At 36.8% G+C, this 13,313-nt stretch carries 15 protein-coding genes; 9 read left to right on the top strand and 6 right to left on the bottom strand.

The genetic code is table 11. The features are described from left to right. The first annotated feature begins 16 nt into the window (after positions 1-16). Positions 17-910 carry a deoxyribonuclease IV gene (locus TR08_RS09450; RefSeq protein WP_045517665.1) on the top strand — a complete coding sequence of 298 codons (894 nt, stop codon included), beginning with the start codon at positions 17-19 and terminating at the stop codon, positions 908-910. Between the two features lie 38 nt (positions 911-948). Here the strand turns inward: TR08_RS09450 and TR08_RS09445 are convergent, their stop codons facing one another. After that, a complete protein-coding gene (locus TR08_RS09445) occupies positions 949-1,203 on the bottom strand; it encodes a DUF2624 domain-containing protein (RefSeq protein ID WP_045517663.1) in 255 nt (84 codons plus the stop codon). 172 nt (positions 1,204-1,375) lie between these two features. On the opposite strand from TR08_RS09445, the gene TR08_RS09440 reads away from it, so the two are divergent. The 3 genes from TR08_RS09440 to TR08_RS09430 are packed head-to-tail and all read left to right on the top strand — an operon-like array spanning position 1,376 to position 3,422. Beyond that, on the top strand, positions 1,376-2,155 hold the full coding sequence (locus tag TR08_RS09440; protein WP_045517661.1) for a metal ABC transporter ATP-binding protein: 780 nt from the start codon (positions 1,376-1,378) through the stop codon (positions 2,153-2,155). Then, positions 2,152-3,015: a metal ABC transporter permease gene (locus TR08_RS09435; protein ID WP_045517659.1), complete on the top strand. Its 864-nt coding sequence runs from the start codon at positions 2,152-2,154 to the stop codon at positions 3,013-3,015. Before TR08_RS09440 ends, TR08_RS09435 begins: the two co-directional genes overlap by 4 nt. After that, a complete protein-coding gene (locus TR08_RS09430; RefSeq protein ID WP_045517657.1) occupies positions 3,012-3,422 on the top strand; it encodes a Fur family transcriptional regulator in 411 nt (136 codons plus the stop codon). The genes TR08_RS09435 and TR08_RS09430 overlap by 4 nt, the downstream gene beginning before the upstream one ends. Before the next feature lie 85 nt (positions 3,423-3,507). Here TR08_RS09430 and TR08_RS09425 read toward each other — a convergent pair whose 3' ends face one another. After that, on the bottom strand, positions 3,508-4,071 hold the full coding sequence (locus tag TR08_RS09425) for a 5' nucleotidase, NT5C type (protein WP_045517655.1): 564 nt from the start codon (positions 4,069-4,071) through the stop codon (positions 3,508-3,510). 108 nt (positions 4,072-4,179) lie between these two features. Between TR08_RS09425 and TR08_RS09420 the strand changes: the two genes are divergently transcribed. Next, positions 4,180-4,548 (top strand): DUF4190 domain-containing protein, encoded by a 369-nt coding sequence (locus TR08_RS09420; protein WP_045517653.1) that lies wholly within the window; start codon positions 4,180-4,182, stop codon positions 4,546-4,548. Positions 4,549-4,862: 314 nt separating this feature from the next. Here TR08_RS09420 and ispG read toward each other — a convergent pair whose 3' ends face one another. The 3 genes from ispG to TR08_RS09405 form a co-directional block, all read right to left on the bottom strand. Beyond that, positions 4,863-5,966, bottom strand: a complete 1,104-nt coding sequence (gene ispG, locus TR08_RS09415; RefSeq protein ID WP_193747709.1) for a flavodoxin-dependent (E)-4-hydroxy-3-methylbut-2-enyl-diphosphate synthase — start codon at positions 5,964-5,966, stop codon at positions 4,863-4,865. A gap of 117 nt (positions 5,967-6,083) precedes the next feature. Next, positions 6,084-6,413, bottom strand: coding sequence for a hypothetical protein (locus TR08_RS09410; protein WP_045517649.1), 330 nt, complete (start codon positions 6,411-6,413; stop codon positions 6,084-6,086). Positions 6,414-6,502: 89 nt separating this feature from the next. Next, positions 6,503-7,282 (bottom strand): DUF1189 domain-containing protein, encoded by a 780-nt coding sequence (locus TR08_RS09405; RefSeq protein WP_045517648.1) that lies wholly within the window; start codon positions 7,280-7,282, stop codon positions 6,503-6,505. 137 nt (positions 7,283-7,419) lie between these two features. On the opposite strand from TR08_RS09405, the gene TR08_RS09400 reads away from it, so the two are divergent. After that, entirely contained in the window at positions 7,420-7,902 is a 483-nt protein-coding gene (locus TR08_RS09400) for a DUF456 domain-containing protein (protein WP_045517646.1), read from the top strand. 36 nt (positions 7,903-7,938) lie between these two features. Here the strand turns inward: TR08_RS09400 and TR08_RS09395 are convergent, their stop codons facing one another. Beyond that, positions 7,939-8,628 (bottom strand): Crp/Fnr family transcriptional regulator, encoded by a 690-nt coding sequence (locus TR08_RS09395; RefSeq protein ID WP_052427399.1) that lies wholly within the window; start codon positions 8,626-8,628, stop codon positions 7,939-7,941. Positions 8,629-8,931: 303 nt separating this feature from the next. On the opposite strand from TR08_RS09395, the gene TR08_RS09390 reads away from it, so the two are divergent. The 3 genes from TR08_RS09390 to TR08_RS09380 all read left to right on the top strand — a co-directional run bounded on the left by TR08_RS09390 (position 8,932) and on the right by TR08_RS09380 (position 13,148). Next, positions 8,932-9,540 (top strand): superoxide dismutase, encoded by a 609-nt coding sequence (locus TR08_RS09390; RefSeq protein WP_045517644.1) that lies wholly within the window; start codon positions 8,932-8,934, stop codon positions 9,538-9,540. A gap of 104 nt (positions 9,541-9,644) precedes the next feature. Next, positions 9,645-10,862, top strand: a complete 1,218-nt coding sequence (locus tag TR08_RS09385) for an MFS transporter (RefSeq protein ID WP_045517643.1) — start codon at positions 9,645-9,647, stop codon at positions 10,860-10,862. A 183-nt stretch (positions 10,863-11,045) separates the two neighbouring features. Further along, a complete protein-coding gene (locus TR08_RS09380; RefSeq protein WP_193747708.1) occupies positions 11,046-13,148 on the top strand; it encodes a peptidoglycan D,D-transpeptidase FtsI family protein in 2,103 nt (700 codons plus the stop codon). Positions 13,149-13,313: the final 165 nt, after the last annotated feature.

The raw sequence follows: 13,313 nt of genomic DNA, 5'->3' as shown, positions 1-13,313 counted from the left end.
AAGGGAGAGAGAAGGTTTGCTGAAAATTGGATCACATGTTTCAATGAGTGGTAAGAAAATGCTGTTGGCTGCGAGCGAGGAAGCCGTTTCTTATGGCGCAAATACATTCATGATCTATACTGGAGCACCGCAAAACACTCGAAGAAAAAAAATTGAAGATTTGAACATTGAAGCAGGAAGAAGACATATGGAGGAGAACGGAATCTCTGAAATTGTTGTCCATGCTCCATACATCATCAATATTGGTAATACCACGAATCCAGATACGTTCGAGTTAGGTGTAAGATTCCTCCGTACAGAAATTGAAAGAACAGAGGCAATTGGTGCTAAGCAAATCGTACTGCATCCTGGTGCACATGTTGGTGCCGGAACCGAAGCGGGCATTAAAAAGATTATTGAGGGCTTGAATGAAGTATTAACTGGAAATGAGCAACTACAAATTGCATTAGAAACAATGGCAGGCAAAGGTTCTGAATGTGGAAAGTCGTTCGAGGAATTGGCGATGATCATCGATGGTGTAAACTATAGTGATAGGCTTTCAGTATGTTTTGATACGTGTCATACGCATGATGCTGGATATAACATTGTCGAAGATTTTGATGGTGTGTTAAATGAATTTGATAAAATTGTTGGTTTAGATAAATTAAAAGTTCTTCATATCAATGATAGTAAAAATGCAGTAGGAATGAGAAAAGACCGTCACGAAAATATCGGCTTTGGTCATATCGGCTTTTCAGCACTCAATTACATCGTGCACCATCCGCAGCTGATTGAGATACCGAAAATTCTTGAGACACCATACGTTGGTGAAGATAAAGATAATAAAAAGCCACCCTATGGATTTGAAATTGAAATGCTGCGTCAACAAAAGTTTAATGAAGACCTGCTGGATAGAATTACACAAGGTTAAACGAAAAAGCTGTGCTCAAGGGCACAGCTTTTTGAACTTCATTTTGTGAATTGAACAAAGAGCTTATTAACTTCTCTTGCTGTTTCAGGTCCAGCAATTTTGGCAATTTCTTTAATTAATACTGATCTTTCGCGGTCATCAAAAATATTTACATTTTTCCCTTTTAAGTATTGAGCAACTTTATATGCTTGCTGCCGATTTACTCGTATATTAAATTGTTCTGCATACTTCAATAGTTCATCACCAGTAATGGTATTAATCTTATGATTTATGATGTTCTCAAAAATCTTCACACTCATCACCCCTTCATCCAATGTATGAAGGGGGAAAATAGAGTGTTACAAAATGAGTAATTAGGACAATTTATTTTAATCCTGTAAAGGTAAAGTCTTTACATTAAGAATTTCATATTGTATACTACTTTAAGTTAAATCGGAATGATTCTTAAAATTAAGGTGTGAGCGTATGATTTCACAATCAATTATTGAAATAAAACAACTTTACTATCGCTATGAAAAGGATACAGTCCTCGAAAATATTAACCTAACTGTACCAAATGGTTCATTTCTGGCGATTGTCGGTCCGAATGGTTCCGGGAAATCAACATTATTAAAATTGATATTGGGACTATTAAAGCCACAACAAGGGGAAATTCGCTTATTTGGACAGGAAATGAATAAATTCAAAGATTGGCAACAAATCGGCTATGTATCACAAAAAGCCAATTCATTTAATACTGGTTTTCCCGCTACAGTCTATGAAGTTGTTTCCAGTGGATTAACAAAAAAACTTGGATTGTTTCGTTTTCTTAAGAAAGAAGATACCCAAAAAGTTTATGACGCATTGGAAGCTGTGGGGATGCGGAAGTTTAGTAATCGAAATATCGGTGAGTTGTCAGGTGGACAGCAGCAAAGAGTCTTCATTGCCCGCGCCCTTGTGAGTGAGCCCAAACTATTAATTCTTGACGAACCTACTGTTGGGGTTGATGCTGAGAATGTGAACGCTTTTTACCATATGCTTGCGGATTTAAATAAAAAGCGGGGCATTACGCTTCTTTTAGTTACACATGATATCGGAACCATTTCTGATAAAGTGACCCATGTAGCATGTCTAAATAAACATTTACATTTTCATGGGGATACAAATGAATTTGAGAAGCATAAAAGTGAAGGAATGTCTGAATTTTATGGAATGGATGTCCATCTACTCGCCCATCAACATGACCACGGAGGCGTTTTAAAATGATTCAAGGAATATTTCAATATGAATTTTTACAAAATGCTTTTCTAACAGGAATTTTGATTGGTTTTCTTGCACCCTTATTAGGTGTCTTCATCGTTGTCAGGAGACTTTCTTTAATTGCAGATGCCCTAAGTCATGTCACATTGGCAGGAATTGCAGCCAGTCTATTACTTGAAAAATACTTTATTTCATTAAGTGGACTAAATCCACTTTACTTAGGTATGGTCTTTTCAGTCGGAGGCTCGTTATTCATTGAAAAGCTGCGAGGAGTGTATAAACATTACCAAGAGCTCGCAATACCTATCATATTATCCGGTGGTATAGGACTTGGGGTGATTTTTATATCACTAGCTGATGGTTTCAATACGGATTTGTATAGTTATTTATTTGGAAGTGTTTCTGCAGTAAGCCGTATAGATTTATGGGTTATTTTGGTAATTAGTATCGTTGTAGTTATCACAATCATTTTATTATATAAAGAGCTATTTTTATTATCATTTGATGAAGAGCATGCTAAAGCCTCTGGGATAGCGGCAAAAAGCATTCACTTTATTTTTATTATCATGGTGGCACTTGTGATTGCTGCCTCAATGCGGATTGTTGGAATCATGCTTGTTTCTTCACTGATGACATTACCCGTTGCAGCCAGTATTCGCATTGCCAAAGGATTTAAACAAACAATCTTTTTGTCCATCATTTTTGGAGAAATAGCCGTCCTTGGAGGTCTGTTTACCTCTTATTATTTAGACCTTGCTCCTGGTGGAACAATTGTCATGATTGCTGTGGCTATTTTAGTATTAACCATAGTTTTTAAAAAATTTATGATTAAAACTCAGATTTCACAAGGGGGTGCAGCAGGGTGAATGTTAATGAAGCTATTCAATTCTTAAAAGAAAACGGATTTAAACAAACAGGAAAAAGAGAAGACATGCTTCAATTGTTTGCAGATAGTGATAAATACTTAACAGCCAAGGATGTCTTAGATGAGTTAAAGGAAGACTATCCAGGATTAAGCTTTGATACCATTTATCGGAATCTTTCTCTTTTTGTTAAAATGGGAATTCTTGAAATGACGGAACTTTCTGGTGAAAAGCATTTTCGCTTTTCCTGTTCACGCCACCAGCATCACCATCATTTCATCTGTATGGACTGTGGTAAAACAAAAGAAATTGAAACGTGTCCAATGAACAGTTTAAGTGAGGATTTAAAAGGGTATGATATTTCGGGGCACAAATTCGAAATTTATGGACGTTGTCCAGAGTGTAACTAGAAAAGCGGAAGCGCCTAGGCGCTGCAGCTAGACAAAAAAAGAAACAGCATGGCTTTTATGTAGCCATGCTGTTTTTTCATATTATTTATCCAAGCCAATTTTTAACCCAATTATTAGCCTCAAACCAATTATTGACCCGTACAACACCTTTAGGGATCGGGTCCTGATTATAAGGTGTATTAAACAAAAGGACTGGGATATCACATTCTTCGTGAATCATGACTGCATTGTCGTGTTTATCCTCGAGAAAAATATCAACTTGATGGAGTTTAGCTGTTGCCACCTTGTCATGAGAGCCAATTAATTCAATATGATTGTAGGATAAGCCTTTTTTTCTAAACCATTTCTTTGTATTTTCTAAAAGGTGTGAACCTCTGGCACTAATGAAAAATAATTCGTGTTCCTTTTTCCATGTTTTAAGTATTATTTCTGCACCTTCTGCAAGGGGAGATTCCTCATAAATGATTGGCTCGTTTTCAATAAACCACTTTGAAAATTTTTCCTCAGGAACTTTAACGACCTTATTTAAGTCATATTCTTTAACATCCTCTAATGTGATGTTTAATCCAAATCCTTCATTAATAAACGGTACAAGTGCTGATGGACAAGTTACAGTACCATCAATATCAATTCCAAATCTTTTCCTCATATGTAGTCACCTTCAAATGCCAAGTTTTTAACTTTATTTTACCATACTAAAAAGATGAAAGTTACAAACAATAATTAATGCTCCTATTACTGAAAGTGAGGGATTCGGATGGAAGATGAAAAACACACGGAAGTGCGCAAAGATCTCCAAAGTCCAAACACTGATGTAGATATCCCAGATTACCCTTCTGAATATAGAGAGGAAACAGCTGCAGAAATTGCAGCACCCGTTCCTTTAGTTGGAAGAAGGGACCGCGAAGAAAATCGGGAAAGAGCAGAAGGCGGCACAGGCATGGGATGGGCTGCTTTAGTTCTATCAATACTTTCACTGTTTGTCATGCCGATTCTTTTTGGTGCAGCAGGTATTGTGTTAGGGTTCGTTGCCAGACGCCGAGGAGCCGGGGGTCTAGGAGCGTGGGCGATAGGGATTGGTGTCATATCGATTATTGTTGGTATCTTTATCCTGCCGTTCTTTTAACAGCACTTGCAAATATAGGGGCAAAATGAAAAGCGTAAGCGCCTTGCACAGGGGCGACAGGCATAAGACGAGCCGGCGAGAAGGTTGCACTTTACCTTCTTGACGGATTGTCTGAAATGTGGAGGCGACTGCCCTGGGACGAAGGCATAAGACGAACCCTGTAAGAAGGCGCTTTTTGCCTTCTTCAGGGGGTGGCTTATGACTCGAGTCCCAAGGAGCCGCAACTAGACAAGCTTATGACCCCGAGCCCCTAGGCGCTGAAGCTAGACAAAAAAAGAAACCCGGCAAAATCTGCCGGGTTTCATAATTTTCTTTTAGTTTGTAACCTCAGCTTCTTCAGCTGCTTTTTTCTGGAAATATTCCTCCGCAATTTGATCGATTTCTTTTTTTAGTTCATCGACTAATTGATCTTCAGGAACTTTACGAACGATCTCACCCTTACGGAATAGTAAGCCCTCACCACGTGCACCGGCAATTCCAATGTCAGCTTCTCTTGCTTCACCAGGACCATTTACTGCACAGCCTAAAACAGCTACTTTAATTGGCGCTTTTATTTTCGAAATATAATCTTCCACTTCATTTGCAATACTAATTAAATCGATTTCGATTCTTCCGCAGGTTGGACATGATATTAACGTTGCCGCATTGGAAGAAAGACCAAATACTTTTAAAAGCTCTCTGGCTACTTTTACTTCCTCAACTGGATCCGCACTTAAAGATATACGGAGTGTATTACCGATACCTTTGCTAATAATAGCTCCTAGTCCTGCAGCACTTTTAACAGTACCTGCAAAAAGAGTTCCTGATTCCGTAATACCTAAGTGTAAAGGATAATCAAATGCCTTTGAAGCTTTTTCATATGCTTCGATTGCAAGGTTTACATCAGATGCTTTCATGGAAACAATAATATCATGGAAATCCAGGTCTTCGAGGATCTTGATATGATGGAGGGCACTTTCAACCATTCCATCGGCGGTTGGATAACCATACTTTTCTAAAATTCTTTTTTCAAGCGAGCCAGCGTTTACACCAATACGGATTGGGATTCCACGCTCTTTAGCTGCTTTTACTACGGCTTCAACTTTTTCTCGCTTACCAATGTTTCCTGGATTTATGCGGATTTTATCAGCACCGCCTTCAATGGCTTTAAGTGCTAATTTATAATCAAAATGGATATCAACAACTAAAGGGATGTTAATTCTTTTTTTGATTTCAGGAATGGCATTTGCCGCACGTTCGTCGGGACAAGCAACACGTACAATCTGGCAGCCTGCCTCTTCAAGACGTTTGATTTCAGCCACAGTTGCTTCAACGTCATGTGTTTTCGTAGTGGTCATGCTTTGTATAAATAATTCGTTACTTCCGCCAATTGTTAAATTACCAACTTTAATTGGACGGGTTTTTGTACGATGTGTAATTTCACTCAAGGGAAATTCGCTCCTTCAAATTGGATTCGAATAGTCGTTAGTTTAAACACGCACCTATTATTTTATCAGTCCTTTACTCATCTTGACAAGATAGATGATTTTGACTTCCTATTTTGAGTAGTCAGGAAATTGATAAGTGGAGCCAATTTGTATTTTTTCTGGAGCCTGCCCTGAATTTAAGCTTTGAAAATCTGCAATTAATTCGTCGATTGAAACGGGTAAAGGCTTTTTTATATGATTTTCGACAATGGATATCAACGTTTCCCCGGGTTCAACTTCAGCTTCAAATGCGTCCATCGTATTTTCAAGGTTGGCCATTGTCGCTACTGTTTCTTCTGGTATTTGGGTTTCATCCTTTGGCAAAGTACCTGCTGTTAAATCAATATATATTACATAAATCGTTAGAAGTCCAAATAGAAATAGAAAAATTCTTTTCATGAGACATGCCTCCAAAATGGAATGTTTATACATTCCTATGCTTGTCCAATTCTTTATAGAACGAAAAAAAACGCACCTATGGGGTGCGTTTAGTTCTCGATATTTGTTTTTTCGTTGGGTATTTCTTTTATTGCTAAAAATAAGATGACTATTTCAACAAACCAATTGATGATGAAGCTATTTGGTACAGTTGTATTAATGGTACTCATAATCGTAAAGAATACGGTTGGCAACGTTACACTGTAGGCGGCCATCCTCCATAAGTGGCGATAACTAATACTTTTGCCAGCAAGATTTTTTAATACTAAGCCGAACCAAGCCAGAATGGATACTTCGATGAAGTTTATCGCACTGGAAAAGAGAAACATTAAGGTAGACATAACTGGAATAATAATTCCCTTCATATCATCAACTGTATTGACTATATCAATAAAATCCTCTTTCGTAAGCGCTAAGCCTTCAAGCATGGAGTAGGAATAGGTATCAATTCTTCCGCCAGCTGATACCGCAATTTCATTCTTAAGCAATGCGAAGGCATTATCTTCGTCTTCCACATCTTCGTTTGTAATAACTCCTGTTGGATCGATAATAATGGAAAAGTCACCTTTATCAATGGTTATGGGTACATCTGTTTCAGCAGTAAGGGTTCCATTTTCAATTGTAAATGAGGGAATATCATCTTTAATAACTGATTTAGTACCTTCGATTCCTTCATTAAGCGTTGTACTTAAGTAATAAATTGATGGAAAAATGGATAGTAAGGTGAGAAGAAATACATATAAAATCGTTTTTCCAATTCCCTGAAACCGGAAAGAAGCAATGTCCTTTGGGGAATGAGTACTTTTATAAAATTGTTTGAAAATATTCATAATTACCACCCTAATAAAGATTCACCATTCTATTGTAGCTTTAGGAACTGAGATAAACAAGAATGATGATTGTGAAACTATTTAGGTAACTAGTGCGTATAAGGTACATAATAAATTTTTAAAAGGATGGAGAAATAATGGAGATCGTTTATTGGTCGATCATATCAATTCTATTTATCATCGGATTTGTTGGTCTAGTGTATCCAATCATTCCAAGTGTTTTGTTTCTATTAACGGGATATATATTGTATGGTGTCTTTTTTTCCTTTGAGCCTTTTGGCTGGTTCTTCTGGATCATTCAAAGTTTGTTTATTATTCTTTTGTTTGTCGCAGATTATATTGCCAATATGATTGGGATACAAAAATATGGTGGTTCAAAGGCTGGGGTTTGGGGTAGTACGATTGGACTTTTGGTTGGACCATTCGTTATCCCATTTTTGGGCATTCTCATTGGCCCATTTATTGGTGCAGTAGGAGCAGAGCTTCTTATTAATAAGCGGGAGTTCAAAGACAGTATAAAAATCGGCTTCGGGTCTGTTGTCGGCTTTGTTAGCAGTGTGTTAACAAAAACGATCATTCAAATTCTCATGATTGTTTACTTCCTGTTCGTTGTATTATAATCGAAAAAATCCTCCTCACAATGAGGAGGATTTTAATTAATTTACACCGCAAATCTCATAGGCACAGTTTTGACAATCAATTTCTTCTTTCAGGTATCTTATATTTTTTATCGTAAATTTTTGCTGATCATAGGAAACTATATCTTTTTCCCGCAATTCTTTTAAAGCACGTTGAATGACTTCCCTCGTACCGTAGGTTAAGTTGGCAAGTTCCTGATGTGTTAATGGTAAATCAATGAGAATTCCATCCTCTGTCATTACACCGTAGGTATTACAAAGTCGAATTAGAATAGAGTATAAACCACCTTTTTTTCCATTCATGATTAGATCCTGACATTTCATTTGTGATTTTAGGTAGCTTGTGCTTAACCAAGATACAAAAGCATTCATCGCATCGGGATCATTCATAATAAATTCTTCAAATTGATCTTTTTTAATGGTAAGAATCTCGCAATCAGACAATGTCTTTCCATAAAATTGATAATGGGGATTATGTTTAAAAAGTTGATATTCAACAATCATTTCTCTACTATTTAAGATTTTTAAAATAAAATCCTTCCCACGCATGTGGACTCTCCCAAGGGCAACCGTTCCACTTAGCAATAGGTACACATGTTCAACTGAATCCTTCTCCTGAAAGAGAACGGTACCCGCTTTAATCTTTTGTATTTGCTCAGATTTCTGAAAGAATTGAACCAATAAACTATATATAGAAAAATTAAGCATATTTCCCACTCCTTTTTCCCTTCAATTTGATTTAATCATGTATTAACAACCTTTCACCAGTTGAAACATGACAATTTATCGAAAACTTTGTAATAATGATTGTTTTCATTCTTGAAAAAATAATGTATAAAATTTTCCAGGGAGGGATATTGTAAATTTGTTAGGAGCAAAGCATTTTATTTGAAAGAAAACACTTTCTTTGATAATCTTAAGCTACAAAGCTTTAGGAATATTCTAAAATTGGTTTGATTTTAGACAAAACTAAGGCTAATAAAATTTTTGTATACATAGGAGGAAATAAAAATGGCATTTGAATTACCACAATTACCTTACGCGTATGATGCTCTTGAGCCTCACATTGACAAAGAAACAATGAATATTCACCACACAAAACATCACAACACATATGTGACAAACTTAAATAATGCACTTCAAGGCAATGAAGAACTATTATCAAAATCTGTTGAAGAGGTTATTGCTAACCTAGATGCAGTTCCAGAAGCCGCTCGTACAGCTGTACGTAATAACGGTGGCGGTCACGCTAACCACTCATTATTCTGGCAAATCCTTGCTCCAAATGGCGGCGGTGCACCAACTGGTGAACTTGCTGACGCAATCAGCAGTAAATTTGGCAGCTTTGATAGCTTTAAAGAAGAGTTCGCGAAAGCAGCTACAACTCGTTTTGGTTCAGGCTGGGCATGGTTAGCTGTAAGCAATGGTGAATTAGAAGTTTCAAGCACACCAAACCAAGACTCACCTTTAATGGAAGGTAAAACACCAATCCTTGGTCTTGATGTTTGGGAGCATGCTTATTACTTAAACTACCAAAACCGTCGTCCTGATTACATTTCTTCTTTCTGGAACGTTGTAAACTGGGATGAAGTTTCAAAGCGCTACAACGCAGCGAAATAAAAATATAGTGTTGAAAAAGACAGCTGATTACAGCTGTCTTTTCTTTTTCCGTATAAAGGACTCCTGCTTGTTAAAGACTACCCTTATCACAAAGGGGAGTTTTTATGGCGAAAAAATTTAAATTTTTAGGTGAAGTACAATTTACAAAAGATTTGTCCTTGCTATTAATCATCGGCGGTTTATATTCTTTAAGTGTTGCACTATCGAATACTTTTGTGAATATTTATTTATGGAAACAAACAGGAGAATTTTCAGACCTTGCACTTTACAACCTTTCTATAGTTATTTTACAGCCCTTAACCTTTATCCTGGCAGGCAGATGGGCAAAAAAAATTGATCGTGTTAAAGTGTTAAGGATCGGTGTCGTTTTTCTAGCGCTTTTTTATTTGATGGTTTTAATAACCGGTAAAAATGCTGCAACCTATCTATTATTGTTAGGAAGCCTGCTTGGTGTTGGATATGGTTTTTATTGGCTTGCCTATAATGTATTAACCTTTGAAATAACAGAACCTGAAACAAGAGATTTCTTTAATGGCTTTTTGGGAATTTTATCCTCTACAGGCGGTATGATTGGACCAATTGCGGCTGGAATTATTATTACCCGCTTTGAAAAATTTACAGGGTATTCAATCGTATTTGGGATATCGTTATTCCTGTTTGCGCTTGCTGTTTTCTTAAGTTTTTCATTAAAGCCACGCCCTGCTAATGGTAAGTATGATTTTAGAAGGATTTTAGAAGAAAGAAAGAAAAATGAAAACTGGCGTCTTATTACTAATGCACATTTTTTTCAAGGTCTTAGAGAAGGGACGTTTTTATTTGTTATCTCGGTACTCGTCTACATTTCCACTGGAAGTGAACTGGCCCTAGGTACATTTGGACTTATTAATTCCGGAATTTCTTTTATAGCCTATTATGCTGCATCCCGGTTAATTAAAAAAAACAATCGAAAAAAGGCAATCCTTATTGGGGGTATTATCCTTTATTTAGCTGTTTTAATCATCGTCTGGGATATTAATTATGTAAAACTTTTAATATACGCAGCGATGATTGCAATAGCCTATCCGATCTTGCTTGTACCTTATGTGTCAACTACATATGATGTTATTGGAACTGCCTGGAAAGCAGCAGAAATGAGAATAGAGTATATTGTTGTCCGGGAAATTTATATTAATATGGGGAGAATCGTTTCGATTTTGTCATTCTTAGCAGCAGTTACTTTGTTTAATGAGAAGCAAAGTATTCCAATCCTCCTTTTATTTCTTGGTGCAGGGCATTCATTAATTTATTTTTTTGTAAGAAGAATCCAAATACCCACAGCATAAAGCGATGAGTAAATCCTATTACTCATCGCTTTTTTTGTTATCTGGTGTCAATTGGTAAGTGTTATTCATAGATAAAAGGAGGAATTTCCGTTAAAATAAAGCTAATAATGTCGAAATGGCTAGGAAGTGAAAAATTTGAATACTAAAAAGAAAAAGAAACCGCATGTTACGTTTCGCCTGAACATGCTTTTCTTTGTTATATTTATTCTGTTTTCTGTTCTTATTCTTCGTCTAGGTTTAGTGCAGATTGTTTATGGCGAAGATTTTAAACGGGAAATTGAGCGAACTGAAGATATAACGGTTAATAACCCTGTACCTAGAGGGAAAATGTTTGATCGTAATGGGAAAATTATTGTTGATAATACACCGTTAAATGCAATCACTTACACAAAATTTCAAGATACAAGCCAAGAGGAAATGCTCGAAACCGCTGAGCGCTTGGCAAAACTGATTGATAAAGATACATCAAAGGTTCGTGAACGTGATAAACAGGATTTCTGGATCTTAAAAAACCCTGAAAAAGCAAAAGAAAAAATTACAGAAAAAGAATGGGACTTATACGACCAAGAAGAATTAGATGATAAAGAAATTTATAATCTCCAGCTAAAAAGAATTACCGCGGATGACCTTGCAAGTTTATCAGCACAAGATTTAGAAACCCTTGCAATATTTAGGGAATTTAACACTGGTTATGCTCTATCCCAACAAATAGTTAAAAATAAAGATGTTACTCCAGAAGAATTTGCTGTAGTCAGTGAAAACTTAGAAGATTTACCTGGTGTGGATACCACCACAGATTGGGAACGATATTATGCATTTGGAAACACATTAAAAACCGTACTTGGAAATGTAACATCTTCTGATGAAGGCTTACCAAAAGATAAACTAGAGGAATATCTGGCTCGTGGTTATAATCGAAATGATCGGGTTGGTAAAAGCTACATTGAGCTGCAATATGAAGATGTCTTACATGGGCAAAAAGGTAAAGTGAAAAATGTCACTGATAAAGCAGGTAAAATCTTGTCCACTGAAGTGGTTTCCGAAGGACAGCGTGGAAAAGACCTTGTTCTAACGGTTGATATGGATCTTCAGCTTGAAATCGAAAAAATTATAGAAGAAGAACTTTGGAACGCAAAACAAAACTCTAAATCAGCTCTTTTAGACCGCGCCTTTGTTGTTCTGATAAATCCACATACTGGTGAAATACTAACAATGGCCGGAAAGCAAATTGCTAAAAATGAGGAAACAAATAAACAAGAAATGCGTGACTTTGCTCTTGGGAATATAACGACCTCTTATGCAGTTGGATCTGTTGTCAAAGGGGCGACGATTTTAACCGGTTATAATACTGGGGCAATTCAGCCGGGTTCAACTCATTATGATTCACCTTTATTGATAAAAAATACACCACCCAAGTCTTCTTGGAAGAACTTTGGAACAATTAATGACTTAAGAGCATTACAAGTATCATCAAACGTATATATGTGGAAGACAGTGATTGAAATGGCAGGTGGGCACTATTCACCGAATAAGCCGCTGCCATTAGACTTAACGGCTTTTGACACGATGCGTCAATCGTTCAGTCAATTTGGTCTAGGAACAAAAACAGGAATTGACCTTCCAAATGAGAGTACTGGTTATCCCGGTCCGTTGAAACAGTCTGGTTTGCTTCTTGACTTAGCGATAGGTCAGTATGATACCTATACTGTAATGCAATTGGCACAATATGTTTCAACCATTGCTAACGGTGGATACCGTGTTCAGCCTCATATTGTAAAAGAAATTCGTGAACCTGTGCTTGAGAACAACCAACTAGGTCCGATTGTTCAAGAAATTGAACCAACTATATTAAATCGTATAGATGGTAAGGATGAATGGATCGATCGGGTACAGGAAGGCTTTAGAATGGTTATGCAAGTAGGGGATGGTACCGGTGTTAGTACCTTTAAGGGTGCAGAGTACAATCCTGCAGGTAAAACAGGAACTGCCCAAGCTTTTTATGATGGTCCAGAGCGAAAGAAATTTGGGAAAATACCACCTGAAGTGATGAATCTGAGTCTTATAAGCTATGCACCGTTCGATAATCCAGAGGTTGCCATGGCTGTTTTAGTTCCATGGGCATATCAGGGAAACAGTGGTCCAGCTACAGCTAATATTATTGGCAAAAGGGTAATGGATACCTATTTTAATCTAAAGAAGCAGACTCCTGCGACGGAAAACCAAGATGCTGCACAGAATGAAGAAGGAACAGATGAAACTACCGATTCCCAACAAAACAACCAATAATTATCCTAAAACCTGTCTCATAACTTGAGGCGGGTTTTTTATAGTTTTTTTAAAAAAGAACATACTAATACTAGTACTATTTTATTTATGATTTACAAAAGTCATACAAACATTTACAAAACCTTTACAATTCATTAAAACAAGCTTTACAGAAGGAGTTTATTA

The organism is Neobacillus niacini (genome assembly GCF_000759675.1).
In the GTDB taxonomy this organism is placed as follows: Bacteria; Bacillota; Bacilli; order Bacillales; family Cytobacillaceae; genus Neobacillus; species Neobacillus niacini_A.
Note: the sequence above shows the minus strand (reverse complement) of the source record. Positions and strands in the feature narration are given on the sequence as shown.